The sequence below is a fragment of the Parabacteroides sp. AF17-28 genome, from assembly GCF_003479205.1.
Lineage (GTDB): Bacteria > Bacteroidota > Bacteroidia > Bacteroidales > Tannerellaceae > Parabacteroides > Parabacteroides acidifaciens.
On record NZ_QUGV01000015.1, the window covers coordinates 87,035 to 106,598 of the forward strand.

Annotated in this window: 9 protein-coding genes; all 9 read left to right on the forward strand. The window is 37.8% G+C overall.

Annotation, left to right across the window (positions count from 1 at the left end):
• The first annotated feature begins 46 nt into the window (after positions 1 to 46).
• The 9 genes from DWW90_RS12290 (at position 47) to DWW90_RS12330 (ending at position 19,462) form a co-directional block, all read left to right on the forward strand.
• Complete coding sequence (locus DWW90_RS12290) at positions 47 to 3,553, forward strand: TonB-dependent receptor (RefSeq protein WP_122345174.1); 3,507 nt, start codon at positions 47 to 49, stop codon at positions 3,551 to 3,553.
• 11 nt (positions 3,554 to 3,564) lie between these two features.
• Positions 3,565 to 5,364 (forward strand): RagB/SusD family nutrient uptake outer membrane protein, encoded by a 1,800-nt coding sequence (locus DWW90_RS12295; protein WP_122345175.1) that lies wholly within the window; start codon positions 3,565 to 3,567, stop codon positions 5,362 to 5,364.
• Between the two features lie 30 nt (positions 5,365 to 5,394).
• Positions 5,395 to 8,433, forward strand: coding sequence for a SusC/RagA family TonB-linked outer membrane protein (locus DWW90_RS12300; RefSeq protein ID WP_122345176.1), 3,039 nt, complete (start codon positions 5,395 to 5,397; stop codon positions 8,431 to 8,433).
• Positions 8,434 to 8,437: 4 nt separating this feature from the next.
• Positions 8,438 to 10,177 carry a RagB/SusD family nutrient uptake outer membrane protein gene (locus tag DWW90_RS12305; RefSeq protein ID WP_122345177.1) on the forward strand — a complete coding sequence of 580 codons (1,740 nt, stop codon included), beginning with the start codon at positions 8,438 to 8,440 and terminating at the stop codon, positions 10,175 to 10,177.
• Positions 10,178 to 10,211: 34 nt separating this feature from the next.
• Complete coding sequence (locus DWW90_RS12310; RefSeq protein WP_122345178.1) at positions 10,212 to 11,186, forward strand: DUF5627 domain-containing protein; 975 nt, start codon at positions 10,212 to 10,214, stop codon at positions 11,184 to 11,186.
• A 33-nt stretch (positions 11,187 to 11,219) separates the two neighbouring features.
• Positions 11,220 to 13,070 (forward strand): heparinase II/III family protein, encoded by a 1,851-nt coding sequence (locus DWW90_RS12315; RefSeq protein WP_233547735.1) that lies wholly within the window; start codon positions 11,220 to 11,222, stop codon positions 13,068 to 13,070.
• Between the two features lie 116 nt (positions 13,071 to 13,186).
• Positions 13,187 to 16,384: a polysaccharide lyase family 8 super-sandwich domain-containing protein gene (locus tag DWW90_RS12320; protein ID WP_122345180.1), complete on the forward strand. Its 3,198-nt coding sequence runs from the start codon at positions 13,187 to 13,189 to the stop codon at positions 16,382 to 16,384.
• A gap of 16 nt (positions 16,385 to 16,400) precedes the next feature.
• On the forward strand, positions 16,401 to 18,260 hold the full coding sequence (locus DWW90_RS12325) for a heparinase II/III family protein (RefSeq protein WP_122345181.1): 1,860 nt from the start codon (positions 16,401 to 16,403) through the stop codon (positions 18,258 to 18,260).
• Between the two features lie 2 nt (positions 18,261 to 18,262).
• Positions 18,263 to 19,462, forward strand: coding sequence for a glycoside hydrolase family 88 protein (locus tag DWW90_RS12330; protein WP_199662196.1), 1,200 nt, complete (start codon positions 18,263 to 18,265; stop codon positions 19,460 to 19,462).
• The last annotated feature ends 102 nt before the right edge of the window (positions 19,463 to 19,564 follow it).

Consider the following 19,564-nt stretch of genomic DNA (forward strand, 5'->3'; position numbering starts at 1 on the left):
CTGGATAAGATATCTTATCCAATACCAGATTTAGGAAAATCTGGTATTGGATAAGATATCTTATCCAATACCAGATTTAGGAAAATCTGGTATTTGTCGTGTATTCAATTTGATTTTTTTACTTCTGTTTATATCTGTTGAAGTGGCATTCTCTTCTAATACTTATGCCCAAAACACAGTGTTATCCATAAGTGCCGAGAAAAAGAGTATAGCAGAAGTATTGGACGTTATAGAAAATAAATCGGATTTCCATTTTTTCTATAATAGTAAGTTAGTAAATGTAGATCGCAAAGTTACATTTGAAGTTAACAACAAAGATGTTTTTACAATTTTAGAAATCTTATTCAAAAACACCAATATCGCTTATAGAGTTGTTGATAAGGATATAATCTTAACGGCATCAGCAGCTTCGAAAGGTGAAAAACAGCAACAAGCGAGTATACGGATTACGGGAGTCGTTCTTGATAAAAACGGGGAACCTTTGCCTGGTGCGAACATTATGGAGATCGGAACGACTAATGGAACACTGACCGATGTTGACGGTAAATTTGTATTAAATGTAAAAGAAAAAGCTTCATTACGTATATCTTATATTGGATATGAAACAAAAGATGTGGTGTTAAAAGGAACCAAATCTTTAAAAATTATTCTTGAAGAAGATGCAATACAAATATCAGATGTTGTTGTTGTTGGATATGGCGTACAGAGAAAGGAAAGTGTTGTTGCTTCTATTTCTCAGGCAACAGAGGAGGATTTACGTCGAACGGGTAATTCAGGAAACCTGACAGAGGCGTTGACTGGACAACTTCCAGGTCTTGTGACAATGACTTCTTCCGGAGAACCTGGAGGAACTACAACAGGTGAGAGTGCTACCAATATGTTTATTCGTGGACAGAATACATGGAATGGCGGACAGCCACTTATTCTTGTTGATGGAGTAGAACGAAGCATGAATAATTTGGATATAAACGAAGTAGCTAGTGTGTCCATTTTGAAAGATGCTTCTGCTACAGCTGTATTTGGTGTGAAAGGTGCAAATGGTGTTGTGTTGATTACGACCAAAAGAGGGGAAGAGGGAAAAACACAACTTAATTTCAATTATACTGCTACAGGGACAATGCTGTCTAAGCAACCGGATAAGTTAGATTCCTATGATGCAATGATGGCTAAAAATGAGATGATTGAGCGTGAAGTCGTTTTAAACGAACCTTCCTGGGATGCATATGTACCTTATGAAATAGTCCAGCGTTATCGTAGACCTCAATCAAAAGAATATTCGATTATATATCCGAATGTGGATTGGGAAAAAGAAATGTATAAAACGATGGGACTTTCGCACCGGGCGACTTTGAGTGCGCGTGGTGGTAATAAAAATGTCAAGTATTATGGTCAAGTTTCTTATCTGCATGAAGGTGACATGTTCAAAAGGATAGATAACGGTAAAGGATATGATCCTAATTATAATTTTGACCGTTTTAATTTCCGGAGTAATATAGATTTTAACTTGACAAAAACAACAAAGTTGTCTGTTGACTTTTCTGGCTTCTACTCACAAAAAAACACTAATTTTAACAATGAAGGAAGTACATCGAGAGCTGATCAATGGATTTGGTCTGCCACTTATTTTCTTGCACCTAACCTTTTTATCCCTTATCATGAGGATGGATATTGGGGAGCTTATCAGGAAGGTGGCAATAATACGGTTAATCCAATGGCTGTGATTTATAATTTAGGTGTTCGCCAGACAAAAAGGACACAGTTAAATTCTAATTTTACAATTGAACAGAAGCTTGATTTTATAACTAAAGGATTGTCGTTTAAAGCGTCTCTTTTTTATGATAATGAAATAAGAAGTGAAGGTGGTATTTATGACATTAATAATCATGTAAGACCGGGCGAGGAAGCCTCGAATGTAAGATATAAACAGATTTATCCTTTATTGTATGAAGGTCCAGATCAAGATCCTTCTGAATATACGGTGTATCTTCCTGTCAGTACTAACGATTATGACTGGATTGTACGTCCTTGGACTATCCGCAATGAAGAAGTTAAAGCGGCTAACTGGGATTCCAATATTCCGGTGAAAAGGCGTTCTATGTACCAGTTCCAATTAAATTATGCCCGTAGGTTTGATGCTCACAACGTAAGTGCTATGGCTATCATGAAACGTGAAGAATATGCATATGGCAATATGTTTAAAAATTATCGTGAAGATTGGGTAGGACGTATCACTTATGATTATGATTCTCGTTATTTACTTGAATTGAATGGGGCATACAATGGTTCGGAGAAATTTGGACCTGGTTATCGTTTTGATTTTTTCCCTTCGTTTGCGGTAGGATGGTATGTGACAAATGAAAAATTTTGGAAAATAAAATGGATTGACCGGCTTAAACTCCGATATAGTAAAGGATGGGTTGGTGACGACAATGGTGGAGGACGATGGATGTATACGTCTCAGATGAGTTATGGTACATCTGCGCGCTTAAATAATGCATCTAACGGGTCAAGCCCATATACCATGTATCAAGAAACTTCTGTAGGAAATCCAGATGTACATTGGGAAAAAGCGGTAAAGGACAACTACGGGTTTGAAATTGGTTTTTTCAAGAGCCAATTAGGATTATCAGTTGACTATTTTACAGAAAAACGCACTGATATCCTTATTAATGGAAGTAGCCGATCTGTGCCTGTCTTTTTTGGAACTACGCCTCCAAGTGCAAATCTTGGAAGGGTAAACTCAAAAGGTGTAGAGGTAGAACTTAGTTTTAATAAGCAGATTAATAAAGATTGGGATATTTGGTCAAAATTAGCTATTGCCCACAATCAAAATGAAGTGATATTCAGGGATGACCCTCCTTTGCAATTCGATCATCTTAAATCCGCAGGTTTTCGGATAGGACAGGCTAGAAGCTTGATTTCAACAGGTTTTTATAATAATTGGGATGATGTATATGCCAGTGTTCCTACTGAGACAAACGATTTGTCTAAATTACCAGGTTACTATAATCTACTTGATTACACGGCTGATGGTATCATAAAAAGTTCAGAGGATAATGTACCAATAGGCTATTCTGAAGTACCACTAAATACGGCTACATTGACTCTTGGTATTAATTACAAAGGTTTTAGTATTATGTGTCAGTTCTATGGGGTCAATAACGCTACTCGTGTTATATCTTTTAATAATTTTAGGAATGACACAGATATTGTATTTGGTCATGTAAGGGATTATTGGTCGAAAGAAAATCCAAATGCTACATCATTCTTGCCAAGGTGGAAAACATCTGGAGAGAACATTGGAGATTATTATGTATATGATGCTTCATTTTTACGTTTTAAAACACTCGAATTAGGATACTCGTTTAATAAGCATAAATGGGTTAAAAAGATGGGAGTTGAAAATATGCGAGTGTTCTTGAATGGTAATAATCTGTTTTTCTGGTCTGATTTACCTGATGACAGAGAAACTACTTACAGTGGTGGTTCTGCTACTGATGGAGCATATCCTACATTGAAGCGGTTTAATCTTGGAGTTGATATCACTTTTTAAATGAATTTAAGATGAAAAAAATAAATTATATAATGAGTGTCTGTTTGATATTGTTATCAGGTATCAGTATGATTTCTTGTGAAGATTACTTGGATAAATCACCGGATTCCGATATTTCAGAAAAGGACGCATTTGGAAGTTTCAATAGTTTTCAAGGATTTATCGAACAGATGTATAACTGTATTCAAGATCCTGATAAAGGTGGGGCATGGAATAGGTGTTTGTTTGCGGATGAGACGTTAGGTCCATCTCCATATCCATTTGACCAAGGGAACTACTGGAGCAATGAAACTTATTTTTTTGGACATGCGGCCTCGCCGACAAGTCTCAATAGTCGTGATAAGAGAATTTGGGAAAATGCATGGTATGCTATTCGTGTTGCAAATTTAGCTCTTGCAAAGTTAGAGGAAGACGGGCTTTTTTCGGGAACTGAAGAAGAAAAGAATCATCTGAAAGGGCAGGCTTTGTTTTTTAGGGGATGGTTTTACTTTGAAATTTGTCGTTTCTGGGGCGGTATGCCTTATATCCAAAAAGTAATAGACCCGGTGGAAGATATGTTTTCGGAGGAATACAGTAGGTTGAATTTTAAAGAAACTGCGCTCAAAATGGCAGAGGATTTTCGTGCAGCTGCTGATATTTTGCCTAATCACTGGGATTTTTCAGAGCCAGGACAGGCGACTAAAGGCCATAACAGAGATCGAATAAATAAATTCCATGCATTAGGTTATCTGGGTAAAGCTTATTTGTTTGCTGCAAGTCCGATGATAAATGAAGAAGCTACAGGAAATAGTTCTTTTGATCCAGAGCTCTGTGCGAAGGCGGCACAAGCTTTTGGTGAATTGTTACAATTGGCTGATGAAACGGGCATTTATAAAATGCAAACTTGGGAAACATGGACAGATTGTTTTTGGCGTTGGAATTATGAACGTCCGGGGGGAACAGAATGTATCATGATGCCTACGATTTATGATCGTAGCCGTGTCCGTTGGTCTACAACGGGAGGTATGGTTCCTTCTTCCATCGGAATGAATAGCGGTTCGTCAGCAGATGTGCCAACCCATAATTATATAAAAAATTATGCAATGGCTAACGGCCTTCCGATAGATGATCCAGCATCCGGATATGATCCGAATGATCCTTGGACGAATAGGGAACCACGATTCTATAAAGATATACTTTATGATGGATGTCAGATTTGGGCCACTGAAGGTGCTGATAAATATGCTCAGTTATATAATGGCGGTCGTCATCGTAATGGAATTAATCCGGCGAGTGCTACCGGATATTATTACTTAAGATATGCTCCTCTTGGAAAGGATTTTACAGTGTCTAAGGCTGAGCAGCTACAAGCTTATAAGCCCTATTTAAGGCTTGCCGATATTTATTTGATGTATGCTGAGGCTTTGAATTTTAGCTCAGGTGGCGGGCCAAATGCAAACGCATCTAACTATTCGTTGACAGCAGTTGGAGCATTGAATATTGTACGGAATCGGGCCCAATTACCGAATCTTGCCGAGAAGTATTGTGCAAATAAGGATGTCTTTTTTGAAGAAATAATTCGTGAGCGTGCTGTGGAGCTGGCATTTGAAGGACAACGTTTTGATGATTTACGTCGCTGGAATCGTAATTACGATTCTCGTTATCTTGAAAAGACTGCTGTTGATTTTGATCGAGGTAGTGATGGTAAACCTATTAATATAAGAGAACGTTTGGTTATCAAGCGGGCTGTTGAGCAAAAACATAATTGGTTGCCTATCCAAACTAAATATACGACGCAATATTCAGGATTTCCACAAAATCCGGGATGGTAAAATTTTTATAACTCTAAAAATTTGTCACGTATGAATAAAAATATAATATATTTCATTATAGCTTTGTTTGTTTGGAATTTGTATTCAAACAAATTGATGGCTCAAAATAAAAGCCAGATAACGGTTCAATCCAGAATTGTAGATGAATCCGGCAAGGCTATTGTAGATGCAAATATCTACAGTGGAAATAGCCATACTCAAACAAATGAAGATGGTAACTTTACATTAAGAATAGGTGAAGATTCAAAAATAACAGTTGAAGCGGAAGGATATCAGAACGTAGAACTTTTCGGCAGCGAAATAAAGGAGGAAATTAAAATGGTTCAATCTCCTCTTTATTATGACAATAATGATATGGTAAATTTACCATTTCGGAGTGTGAAAAAAGGGGATGTTGTCGGAGCTGCAAATAGTTACAATGTGAGTGACATTCATTCATATGATAATTCTATTTGGTTGAATGGTATTATGAGTGGAAGAGCTATTGGTATGTTGGGATCTAATAATATTCGTGGTCTTGGAGTTAGCTTAGACGTTGGAGCTATTATTGGAACAAGTACAGGAACTGCAATGGTTGTTGTAGATGGAATGCCTCGTGATATAAACGGAGTTCGCCTTTCAGATATAGAGAGTATAACTGTTTTACGTGATATAAATTCCGCTATCTTATATGGCTCAGAGGCGATGAATGGTGTTGTTCTTATTACAACAAAGCGAGGAAAAGCATATAAAAAAAGTGCTGAATTTTCAGTCGATTATGGAGTTTCTTTCCCTCGTCCTTCATCTATGCCGGAATATCTTGGTTCTGCTGAATATATGGAATATTATAATCAAGCCAGAATAAATGATGGCTTTTCTCCTACCTACTCTGATGAAACAATTAATAATTATCGAAATGGAAACAAATACCGTTATCCGGATGTGGATTATTATTCAAGCGAGTATTTGAAGTCATCAAAGAATTCTATTGACTTGAATGCTCAGTTTTCGGGAGGAGATGAAAATGTAAGATATTTGGCTGATTTGGCATGGAATTCCCAAGGTAGTATTTTGAATTTTGGCGAAGGAAAGAATGCAAGATCAAATAACTTTAACGTGAGGGCGAATATTGATCTCAAAATTAACAATTGGATGAATACGGCAGTCGATGTTACGGGGCTGTTTTACAATGCAAAAGGAGCAAGAGGTAATTTTTGGGGAAATTCATCTACCGTGCGACCATTCGAATTTTCACCTCTTTTGCCAATCAGCATGATTGATCCTGAAAATGCATTATTACAAGGTCGAAAAAGAGATATTGATGGGAAATATCTTATCGGTGGTAACAGTAATTATGTTACGAGTGGAATCGCTGACGGTTATGCTGCTGGAGAAAGTAATTTAATATGGCGTACATTCAGTTTTAATAATCGTTTTAATATGAATCTGGATATGATTACGAAAGGGCTTTCATTTCATACGAATGTTAGTTTTGATTATTTTTTGCAATATAATCAAGATACGCCAAAAGGTTATTCTGTTTATGAACCAATATGGGATGATGATGATCGAATAATCAGCCTTAAACAGCATGGAAAAGATTCTAATCCGGGAACTCAAAATGTAGAGGGACGCTATTTTAGAAGACGAATGGCTTTTTATGGATTATTCAGCTATGATCGGACTTTTGAAAATCTTCACCATGTAACAGGATCGTTAATGGGGTATGGAACGACATTTAAGGATAATGATGGCTCTTATAATGATTTCCAAGGTGTAAAATCCTCTCATTTAGGTCTTCAATTAGGTTATGTATATGATCGTAAATACATGATTGATTTTAGTAGTGCATTAGTTAATTCAGTTAAGTTACCCCAAAAAACGAAAGTTGGTTTTTCACCTTCTCTCGCTTTAGCTTGGGTACTTAGTAAAGAAGATTTTTTCAACAAACCCGATTTTTTGGATTATTTGAAATTGAAAGTTTCAACGGGCATTTTAAAATCTGATATTCCAATAGGTGACTTCTTTTATTATGATAATCGATATACAACTTCTGGCAGTTATAATTGGTATGAGGGAGGTAAGAGCCGTCCAGGGGTTATTTCAAGTTGGCCCTCAAGTACAAACTTGAATTTTGCTACACGTAAGGAAATCAGTGCTGGTTTCCAAACGTTGTTATTTAACACGTTTGGTCTTGAAGCAAATTACTTTTATGATGTTTATGATGGTTTGGTTGTTCGTCCAACATCTACATATCCGAGTTTTTATGCAGATTTTGTTCCATACGAAAACTTTGAAAAAGATTCATACCAAGGAGTCGAAATAGGGATTAATCTAAATAAAAAAGTAGGAGACTGGAAATTTTATGCAGGCTTGAATGTTTTATATTCTGTATCAAAGCGTTTGAAAGTGAATGAAATATATGCCAATGATTACCAGTATCGTAAGGGGTATGGCAAAGATGCGACCTTTGGTTTAGAAGCCCTTGGGTTCTTTCAGTCACAGGAAGAGATAGATAGAAGCCCTTTCCAAACATTCGGAACTGTAAAACCAGGGGACCTGAAATATAAAGATCAGAATGGAGATAATATTATTGACTCGAGAGATGAGGTTTTTTTACGTAATTGGCAAGCTCCTTGGTCACAAGGATTGGAATTGAGAGTAAGTTATAAAAAATTTACATTATTCCTAATTGGTGAAGGACAACAGGGTGCGAAAAACTTTAGAGAAAGTTCCTATTATTGGATGGATGGCAACGATAAATATTCTATAATAGCAAGAGACTGCTGGACTCCTGAAACACAAAATTCAGCTAAATACCCACGTCTTAGTTCTGAATCAAACAATAATAATTTGCGGCGTTCATCATTCTGGCTGTATAGTAATAATTATTTTAATATGCGGCGTGTTCAGCTAAATTACAATATTCCGTCGAAAATCGCTTCTTATTTGTATATGAAAGATTTGGACATAGCATTAAATGCTACTGATTTATTCCAAATAGCTCCTAATTTGCATGAGCGTGATTTACGTATAGGAGCTGAACCTTATTATCGAACATTTACAGTAACTTTAAAAGCTAAATTTTAATGCCATGAGAAAGACTAAGTTATATATGATTTCTTTTGTTTCCGTTTTAATTTTGGGCGGATGCGAATGGGGATTGAATCCGGAAAATGATAATCATAGTACGTTTGACCGAATATATGATGATCCTGCTTATGCAGAAGGTTTACTTATTACGGCTTACACACTTATACCAACAAACAGCTATCGTTTTGACGAGACTGCTACAGATGATGCGGTTACAAACGACTTGACAAATACATATCTGTATATGGCTAAGGGTATGTGGACGGCTGAGTATAACCCACAAGATCTTTGGAAAAATTGTAATCGAGGGATATTGTATATTAATGAGTTTTTAGATGTCATTGATGAGGTTGCTTGGAAACCAAATGATTCGGAACTCAATAGTTTATTTATCCGGAGGCTTAAGGGAGAATCGTATGCATTACGTGGGATTTTGAAATATTATTTACTTCGTAATCATGCTGGACCGGGAACTTCAGGAGAAATGTTGGGTATACCTATTTATGATTCATTTATTCAACCATCTGATTTTGCTATGCCTCGTGCTTCGTTTACAGAATCAGCACAAAGTGCGTATGATGATTTTGAAAAAGCGTTGTCTTTATTGCCTCTTGATTATGGAAATAAAGCAGATCTTCCTGATGGATTTAAAGAGTTAAATGGGGTAGACTCTTACAATTTTGTAATGGGAGATGCAGTTCAACAACGTATTAGTGGACGTATTGTTAAGGCTTTTAAAGCAAAGTTGGCTATTTTAGAGGCAAGTCCTATCTTTAATGTGGATAATGATTTGACATTATGGACAAAAGCTGCGAATTTGAATGCAGAGTTGCTTGATATGGGTAAGTTTGATCCAAAGGGAAACTTGTTTTATCTGAAAGCACAGATTGATGCCGGTAACATTACAGCTAATGATCAATTGGATAATAACGAAATCGTATGGAGGCGTCCGATTTCTTCTTCACGAACAATGGAGGTGGATAATTTCCCTCCTTCATTGTATGGTAATGGACGAATTAATCCTACGCAAAATTTAGTAGATGCCTTTCCTATGAAAAACGGATATCCGATAACGGATTCGAGATCTAATTTTGATCCTTCTAATCCTTATGATAACCGTGATCCCAGATTAGAACTTTACATTATTTATGATGGTAGTACTTATAAGAATAAAAAAATTAATACAGGAGTTAATGCTGGAGATAATGGTTTGAATGCAAGGGTGAATTCTACAAGGACAGGCTATTATATGAAAAAACTGTTACGAGAAGATGCGAATCCAAATCCAGCTTCAACGTCAGACCAGCAACATATAATAGTACATATCCGTCAAACAGAATTGTTTTTGAATTACGCAGAAGCAGCAAACGAAGCTTGGGGACCTTCTGCTAATGCTGGTAATCATTTTTCCGCGAAGGATGTGATAGCGGCAATTCGTAAACGTGCGGGAATTACACAGCCAGATACTTATCTCGAATCTATTACGACAAAGGATGATATGAGGGAGCTTATAAGGAACGAACGGAGACTGGAGCTTTGTTTTGAAGGTTTTAGATTTTGGGACATACGCCGTTGGAATTTGGATTTAACTGAAGTTGCAAAGGGTGTACGTATTGAGAACGGGCAATATAACTATTTTATGGTTGAAGATCGTGTGTATGACAATAGCTATATGCATTATGGTCCGATACCTTATACAGAAGTGCTTAAGTATAGTCTTGAGCAAAATGCAGGATGGTAACAAGTTGATTATTGATTTAAAATTATAATACACAATGAAACTAATATATAAACTATTATTTACAGTGGGCATTGCCGTTTTGCTATCGGCATGTAAAAATTTTGATGAAAAATTTGCTGATTATAAATATACAGCAGGTTATTTTCCTTATCAATATCCCGTAAGAACACTTGTTTTGGGAGATTATATTTATGATAACTCCAATGATAATGCACACAAATTTATTATTTCTGTGGCAATGGGTGGTGTATATGAAAATAAAATGGATAGAGAGTTTAAGGTTGCAGTGGATGAAAGTCTGTGCCGGAACTTACTGTTTTCATCTGGAGGTGATGAGGTGAAACCTCTTCCATCAAAATATTATTCGCTTAGTTCACAGGATAATATTGTTATACCTAAAGGAAAATTTAATGGGGGCATAGAAGTTCAGCTGACTGATGAATTTTTTGAAGATCCGTTAGCTATAAAAAATACTTATGTTGTCCCAATTAAGATCATATCCTCAATAGATGTGGATTCTATTATTCCGGAGAAAAATTTTACTCTATTTTGTGTGAAGTTTATTAACGAGTTTCATGGTACTTATTTTCATTATGGAAAAAGCTCTGTGAAAGATTTGTCTGGAAAAACAGTTGAAGAAACTGCCTATGATACTTATAAATTTATAGAGGATTGCCCTCTATTGAATTTAATAACGACAGGGCAGCATCAAGCTTTACTATCATTGGGTTTCAAGTCAAAAATATTCACGGGTGATTTGTCTTTGTTATTGAATTTTAATGGGAATAATTGTACGATATCCTCTTCTTCTGATTCAAAATATATAGTAACAGGGACTGGAGAATATAAATCGAAAGCTTATTCATGGGGTAATAAAGAACGTGACGGGCTCATTCTTAATTATACAGTTAAGGATGAAAATGGCTCTTTATATACAGCGAGCGATGTCCTTGTTATCCGTGATAGAGATGTTGTTATGGAATTGTTCTCACCTGTTGAGAAAAATTAATTTAGTGAATGTCTCTTATTATATATGATAATAATGAAAAGTATATACATAATCATTTTTCTTTTTGTGATATCTATTGGTGATTTGTTTGCGCAGCAAAAAGAAAATATTCCGAGATTGGAAAATCCGATGTCGGTTCAATACCTGGGAGCAAAATTGGAAAAGGCACATCCTCGATTAGTTCTTAATCCAACAATTGAGAAATATGTTAAGAAAAAGATAGAGTCAGATCCTCTTGTGAAGAATTATTATGCAGCAATTAAATTGAATGCGGAAAAAATAAAAGGGCAACCGCTTCTTGAACGTATTGTAACAGGGCGCAGACTACTCTCTGTTTCGCGTGAGATGTTATACCGCGTTAATATGTTGGGCATAGTTTACCGTATGGAAAAAGATTCGGAAATATTACATCGCCTAAATGAAGAAGTGATTGCCGTATGTAATTTTTCAGATTGGAACCCGTCGCATTATCTTGATGTAGCAGAAATGTCACTTGCTGTTGCTTTAGCTATTGATTGGGGATGGGATGGTTTACCGGATGAAACTATTAAGATGGCAATAGATGCTTTAATAGAAAAAGGCATAAAACCGAGTTGGCCTGAGGATGGAAAAAATCCAGGTTGGGCATTTGGTACAAATAATTGGAATCAGGTATGTAACGGAGGAATGATTGCTGCATCTATTGCAATTGCGGAAAAAAATCCTGAACTTGCGGCAAAAACGATTAAAAGGTCTTTGGATGGAATACCAATGGCATTGTCTTCTTACTTGCCTGATGGTGTTTATCCTGAAGGTTCTACGTATTGGGGATATGGTACCGGTTTCTCAACCATAACATGTGCGATGTTGGAAAGTGCATTTGGAACAGATTTTGGACATACTAAACATTCTGCATATATGGCAAGTGCAATGTTCAGGGTCATGTGTAATGCTCCTTCCGGTATGTATTTTAATTATGCTGATTGTGGAGATCGGAGGGGACAAAGTGCTGATGTCGTTCTTGCTTGGTTCGCTTCTAAAACCGGGAATAAGGCGTTCTTTGAAGCAGATCGTTTACTCATAGAACCAGGGAAAATGGGTAAATTGTCTAGATTGGGAGGCGCTGCCTTAGTTTGGATTTCCCAATTCAAAGAGAACAGTGACACTGATATGCCAGCTGTTTGGTATGGTCGGGGGCATAATCCGATAGCGATATTTACGGGAGATAATGGCTATTATTTCGGAGGGAAAGGTGGTCATGCTACAACAAGTCATGGTAATATGGATGCCGGTTCTTTTATTTTTGAACTTGATGGAATCCGTTGGGTTGTTGACCCAGGAAATCAAGACTATCATGAGTTGGAGAAAACAGGATTTAATTTATGGAGTAACTGCCAAGATTGTCAAAGATGGACACTTCTTACTAAAAGTAATTACGGGCATAGTACACTAACTGTTAATGGTCAATTGCAGAAGGTGAATGGACATGCAACATTGCTTGAGGTGAAAGAGGGTGTGCAACCGGAAGCTATATTTGATATGACTGCCCCTTATGAAGGTTTATTGAAAAATGCCCGGCGTTCATTTGTAAAAGAAAGCTCAACATCACTTGTTGTAACGGATGAGATAGAACTCCTTCCTGAAGCTAATTTGATAACATGGCAATTGATGACAACAGCTGATGTTGAAATAACAGAAAGAGGAGCTTTACTTAAACAAGATGGGAAAATTTTGAGAATAGAAAATTTATCACATTCGGATTTAAGATTTTCTGTTATTTCTCTTGATCCACCCCCGTTGGTTCTTGATAGAAAAATAAAAGGATTGAAACGTATAGAGTTACGTATTCCCTCGTGGACAGTTAAAGGAAGAAAAGATGTTATAAAAGTAAAATTGACTAAGTAAGAATTTCTTTCTTTAAAATCAGATAATGAGAATGCTAAAGTTTTTTCATCATTGTAAAGTCAGTGGTGAAAAACTTTAGCAAATCAGGATTTTTAGTAATCAATAATACTATCGAAATGAATACACACATATTAAAATGGTTGTTGTGCTTTATGCTTTTATTAAGTGGACAGTTGGTTATGGCGAATCATAGTATGCATCCACTGAAACAAATAGCCTTTGTAAAAAAGATGATAGAACGGCAACAGGAGCCGTATCGTACGGCTTATGTGCAATTGATTCATTATGCTGATTCGATTCAACTTGTTACTCACCATGCACGAAATGATTTTGCAGTTCCTGGCTACTATGTGAAACCCAAAGAGCATCGAGCCAATTCGTTGGCGTTGCAACAGGATGCTTTTGCCGCTTATTGTTCTGCATTAGCTTATCGGTTGTCTGGTAAGAAGCATTATGGAGAAAAAGCGTGTTATTTTATGAATGCATGGGCTACCATTAATAAGAAATACTCAGAGCCGGATGGACCATTGGTGATGAGTTATTCTGGAACGGCATTTTTAATGGCTGCAGAATTAATGGATGATACGTCATTATGGGATGACCGTGAGAAGCAACTCTTTAGGAATTGGGTAATGGCTGTTTATCAGAAAGCGACAAATGAAATTCGTGAGCGGAAAAATAATTGGGCTGATTGGGGGCGCTTGGGTTCTTTGTTAGCCGCTTCTTTTTTGAACGATAGAGAGGAGATAGAACATAATGTCAAACTTATTAAAGGTGATTTGAGTGATAAGATAGCAAGTGATGGTCACATGCCCGCAGAAGTGGTTCGCGAGAAAAATGGTATTTGGTATACCTATTTTTCGTTGGCTCCTATGACAGCTTCTTTTTGGGTTGTCTATAATTTGACTGGTGAGAATCTGTTTTTATGGGAACAGGAGGGGAAGTCAATTAAAAAGGCGTTGGATTATTTGCTTCGTTATCAAAAAGCCCCTTATGAATGGAAGTGGTATAAAGAACCTAATGTGGGGACTCATGTCACTTGGCCGGATAATTTATTGGAGGCTATGGCCTGTATATATGGAGAGGCTGCTTATGTGGAGTATGTCGCAAATAGTCGTCCTCATATTTATCCGGTACATCATTTTGCATGGGTTTTCCCAACATTGATGCCGCTTTCTTTAAATGGATATGATCTGGGTAGGCAATCGCTTGTGGCGAAAAAAGATGCTGATATAGAAAAACTAAGAAAACGTTTTTCTGCTCAGTTATTAAGAGCATCGGTTTCTAATGACCGGATCAAAGCATTGGTGGAAACTCTTCAACCAGACGGAACTTGGCCTGGTATTGATTATGTCGATACGACCCGTACAGCTTTTCAACATGAACGGCATCTTGGTAATATGTTGGCATTGAGCGTTGCTTATAAAAAAGACGGGTCTCTTTACAAAGGAAATAAGCAGGTGAGAAAGGCTATTCACCAATCATTGGCTTTTTGGTTGGCAAATGATTTCATTTGCGAGAATTGGTGGTGGAATCAAATAGGTACACCTAACACAATGGTGAGTATGTTATTGATACTTGATAAGGATTTGTCTTCAGACGAATCGGACCGGATGTTGAAAATCGCAGATCGTGGAAATATTAATGCTTCGGGGGCACGGCCCAGCGGGGATCGTATAAAAATTGCAGGGTTACAGGCAAAAGCAGCCCTGTTTAAAAGAGATGCGGAAGAGGTTGCCATGCTAATGAAAATCATAGAGGGAGAAATCAAGTTCTCAACCGAAAGAGGTATGCAACATGATTTTAGCTTCCATCACCGGACGGATTGGGTAAATAACACTCTTTCTTATGGTTCCGGTTATGCCAGTGCTTTTATAGAATGGGCATCGAATGTGGCAGATACGAAATTCCGCTTTTCGGACCAAGCAGTCAGATTGCTGATTGATTATTATATTGATGGTATTTGTAAACAGATGATCTATGGTAAGATTTCGGATCCAGGTATCTTGAATCGAGACATCACTCGACCGGGTGAAGAGAAGGTTTGGGGGGCTTCTGATCCTGAAAAATTGAAAAACTTGACGAATTATAGGCAAGCTGAATTGGAAAATATTATTTGTTTGAGAAAAGGAGACCCTTCATGTCGACCAGCCTCTTTCGCTAAATTCTTTTGGCGTACGGATCATTTTGTTTTCCAACGTCCTGATTTTTACACCTCAGTCAGAATGTATTCAACTCGTAATGCGAATATGGAAGAACCTTACAACGGAGAGGGACTGATGAACCATTTTAGAGGAGATGGAACAAATTATCTTTCAGTCCGGGGAGATGAATATAAAAGATTGACGCCTGTTTGTGATTGGATGAAGATTCCGGGAGCAACGATTGTGCAATTGGATAAAATGCCTGGTGAGAATGAAGTGCAGAAATGGGGACTGACTGATTTTGTGGGTGCGGTTACAGATGGTTTGTATGGTGCTGTCGGTTTCAATTTCAAGAGTCCGCATACAGGTTTGGCTGCCAAGAAAGCATGGTTCTTCTTTGACAAGGAATATGTTTGTCTGGGCACGGATATCTCAAGCCGGATGAAGTATCCGGTCTCAACTACAGTCAATCAATGTATTTTGAATGGAGAGGTCACGGTGAGCGAAACAAAAGGCATCGATGTTCAAAAGCAAGGCGTTCGCAACATTGATGGTGCACAATGGGTGATCCATGATAAAGTGGGATATTATTTCCCTCAAAAGGAGAATATTACGTTGCTCAATCAGAAAGTTAGCGGGAGTTGGAGTATCGCAAACCGTCAAACCAGTACACCGAAGGAAACCGTAGAGCAGGAGGTTTTTACCCTTTCCATAGATCATGGCGCACATCCGGACAAGGGCGACTATGCATATATTGTGATCCCTTCCACGGACCGTTCTTCTATTGAAAGGCAGGTGAGAGAAGCAGGGATCGTGACTTTGGCGAACAATAAAGAGTTGCAGGCTGTCCGCCATGATGGACTGAACATGGCTTATGCCGTATTTTATAAAGGCGGGACTCTCCAAGTGAATGAAAAGATTGTAGTGACGATGGATTCTCCGGGAATGTTGATGTTGAAGTATAGTGAGTCTGGTGAAATCCTTACATGGGGTGTTGTTGATCCGACTCATTTTTTGAAGAAGATTCATTGGTCTGTCAATCAGAAGTTAGGTGACTCCGGTCAGGAATGTATTCAGAGCGAGTGGGATGAAAGCACCGGCTCTTCTCGTATTGCGGTGGATTTACCACAGGGAGAATATGCCGGAAAGAGTATTGTGTACCACAAATAATTTAAATTTAATAAGTATGAAAACACGAATTATTGTTTTTTTGATGGCATTGTTGTGTTGCCATTGTTTCTCTTTTGCACAAAAAGAGTTTGTGTCCCAATCTACCCGCCTTGGCGGGCATCCTCGGATTCTATTGCAGAAAGGCGAAGAGAAAGCTTTGAAAAAGGTGATAATGAAAGATGCGATATGGAAAGATATTCATCAGTCACTATTGGATGAGGCTGAAGATATTGTAAAATTACCATTGAATGAACGGATAAAGACGGGCAAACGTTTGTTAAGTGTATCAAGAGAAAATTTGCGCCGTATTTTTATTCTGAGTTATGCGTATCGGATGAGTGGGAAGAGTGAGTTCCTAAAACGGGCAGAAAATGAAATGTTGAAAGCTGCTTCTTTCTCTGATTGGAATCCGTCTCATTTTCTGGATGTGGGAGAGATGACGATGGCATTGGCTATCGGCTACGATTGGCTCTATCCCCAATTATCGGCGCAGACAAAAACTGTAATAGAGAAAGCTATTGTTGAAAAGGGTTTGAAACCTTCTTTTGATGAACGATATAACTGGTTTGTTGATGCTGTTCATAATTGGAATCAAGTCTGCCATGCTGGTGTTACTTATGGAGCTCTGGCGATATGGGAGAAAGAACCGGAACTGTCCCGGACAGTAATAAACCGGGCTATAGATAAAATATCCATTCCAATGGGGCATTATGCTCCTGATGGTGCTTATCCCGAGGGTGTCGGTTATTGGGATTACGGAACGTCTTTTAATGCAATGTTTCTTAGCGCTATTGAAAAGATTTTCGGAACGGACTACGGCTTGAGCCAGTTGCCCGGTTTCTTGAAGACAGGTGAATATATATTACATGCGGTAACGCCGGGCCTGAAAAATTTTGCATATTCGGATAATGGCGCAAACGCATTCTTGGCACCGACTATGTTTTGGTTTTATGATAAAACAAAGGACGCTTCCATTTTGTATAATCAGGCACAATTGTATAAGAAAGATGGGCAAAAACGTATCAAAAGAGATCGTTTGGCTCCGGCAATGCTAATTTGGGGTGCCTCTGCTTCATTAGCTAATCCGCAGAAACCTGTACAATTATCATGGAAGGCTCAAGGTGATAATCCTGTTTGTTTTATGCGTTCTTCCTGGAATGATCCTTTGGCTGTTTATGTGGGAGTGAAAATGGGATCTCCATCTGTTAATCACGGACATATGGATGTCGGTAGTTTTTTGTTTGAAGCAGACGGTGTCCTTTGGGGCATGGATTTGGGCGGAGAAGATTATAATAGATTGGAGACGAGAGGCGTTGATTTGTGGAATACGAAGCAAAATTCCCAACGTTGGGATGTTTACCGCTATAATAATTTAGCGCATAATACATTATCATTTAATCATAAATACCAGAATGTAAAAGGGAAAGCTCAAATTGATGGATATTCGGACCAGGAAAATAATATGTATGTTATTTCTGATTTGACAGCTGTCTATAAAGATCAAGTGAAAAGTGCAAAACGGGCTGTTTCTTTGGTTAATAAAGAATATGTAGTGGTAGAAGACATGGTTGAAGCAACCCAACATTTTACAATGATGACATGGACTATGGTTACCCCTGCTTCGGCTAAAATCTTATCAGATAATGTGATGCTATTGGAAAAAGATGGAAAGAAACTATATGTAAAGGTTGAAGGCCCGAAGAAAGTCCGTTGGCATATTTCACCTGCTCAATCTGATTTTAGTTGTGATTCTCCTAATCCGGGTATTTCGGTTATTGGATTTGATATGGACTTGGAATTATCCGCTAAGCAAAAAATTAAAGTATTCCTTTTGCCGGGAGAAAATAAAAATGTTACATATCAATCAGTATTATAAAAATGAAAAAAGTATCCTCCTTTATCTGCATGGGGTTAATAGCTCTTTCCTGTTCGGGAGAAAGAGCGAGTGATTTGGTAAGTCAGGATTTTTCTTTTGCAGACAAACAGTTACGTTATGCTTTGACTGAGGTCGAGAATGTTCGGAATTCTTTGGGAAAGACGCCGGAAGAATTACCTTCCCCTCGTAATATTCAGGCTGACGGCTCTTTGCGTTTAGTTCGTGCCCGGGATTGGTGTAGTGGTTTTTTCCCCGGTGAACTTTGGTATATGTATGAATATACAAAGGATAACTTCTGGAAAGAGAAGGCCGAGTTTCAAACTGAATTATTGGAACCCTTAAAATCATATACGGGAACTCATGATCTGGGCTTTATGCTATATTGCAGTTATGGAAACGGATATCGTTTGGAGCAATCTGAAAAATATAAACAGGTTTTACTGGAGGGGGCGAACTCTTTAGCTTCTCGTTTTAATCCGGTAGTCGGCTGTATTCGTTCCTGGGACCATAATGGCGACAAATGGGAGTATCCGGTTATTATAGATAATATGATGAATCTTGAATATCTGTTTTGGGCGACTAAAGCTTCCGGCGATTCTACATTTTATAAAATAGCAGTAACACATGCTGATAATACGATGAAGAATCATTTCAGAAAGGATTATAGCTCTTATCATGTTATTGATTATGATACTATAACCGGCAACGTTCGAAATAAACATACACATCAAGGTTATGCGCATGAGTCTGCTTGGGCACGCGGGCAAGCATGGGGATTATATGGCTATACGATGTGTTACAGGGAAACGAATGACAGGAGATATTTAAAACAGGCCGAGCAGATTGCTTCTTTTATCTTTAATCATCCTAATATCCCGTCGGACTTAATCCCTTATTGGGACTATAATGATCCGGAAATCCCTGCCTCACCCCGAGATGTATCGGCTGCCACTATAACGGCATCTGCTTTATATGAGCTTTCTACTTTTTCAGATAAGGGTAAGCAATATAAAGAATGGGCTGATACAATTTTGAAGAATTTGACAGAATCGTATATGGTTTCTTTAAATCAGGGATATGGTTTCTTATTGCGTTCAAGCACCGGCCATAAACCAGCAGGAACAGAAATTGATGTGCCAATCGTTTATGCTGATTATTATTTCTTAGAAGCGTTGACTCGGAAAAAGAATCTGGAAAAATAAAATGCAACTGGGGTTTGCCTTTGTAAAGAACATAGGATGAACAAAAAGAGCTTCCGTCTCTCATTATGAGGCGGAAGTTTTTTTGTTTGCCCGGTGTGGGTA

Bases quoted from the DNA above. Each gene is read 5' to 3' on its own strand.
- DWW90_RS12305 (WP_122345177.1), top strand. From the start codon at position 8,438: ATGAGAAAGACTAAGTTATATATGATTTCTTTTGTTTCCGTTTTAATT.
- DWW90_RS12330 (WP_199662196.1), top strand. From the start codon at position 18,263: ATGAAAAAAGTATCCTCCTTTATCTGCATGGGGTTAATAGCTCTTTCC.
- DWW90_RS12310 (WP_122345178.1), top strand. From the start codon at position 10,212: ATGAAACTAATATATAAACTATTATTTACAGTGGGCATTGCCGTTTTG.
- DWW90_RS12320 (WP_122345180.1), top strand. From the start codon at position 13,187: ATGAATACACACATATTAAAATGGTTGTTGTGCTTTATGCTTTTATTA.
- DWW90_RS12300 (WP_122345176.1), top strand. From the start codon at position 5,395: ATGAATAAAAATATAATATATTTCATTATAGCTTTGTTTGTTTGGAAT.
- DWW90_RS12295 (WP_122345175.1), top strand. From the start codon at position 3,565: ATGAAAAAAATAAATTATATAATGAGTGTCTGTTTGATATTGTTATCA.
- DWW90_RS12315 (WP_233547735.1), top strand. From the start codon at position 11,220: ATGAAAAGTATATACATAATCATTTTTCTTTTTGTGATATCTATTGGT.
- DWW90_RS12325 (WP_122345181.1), top strand. From the start codon at position 16,401: ATGAAAACACGAATTATTGTTTTTTTGATGGCATTGTTGTGTTGCCAT.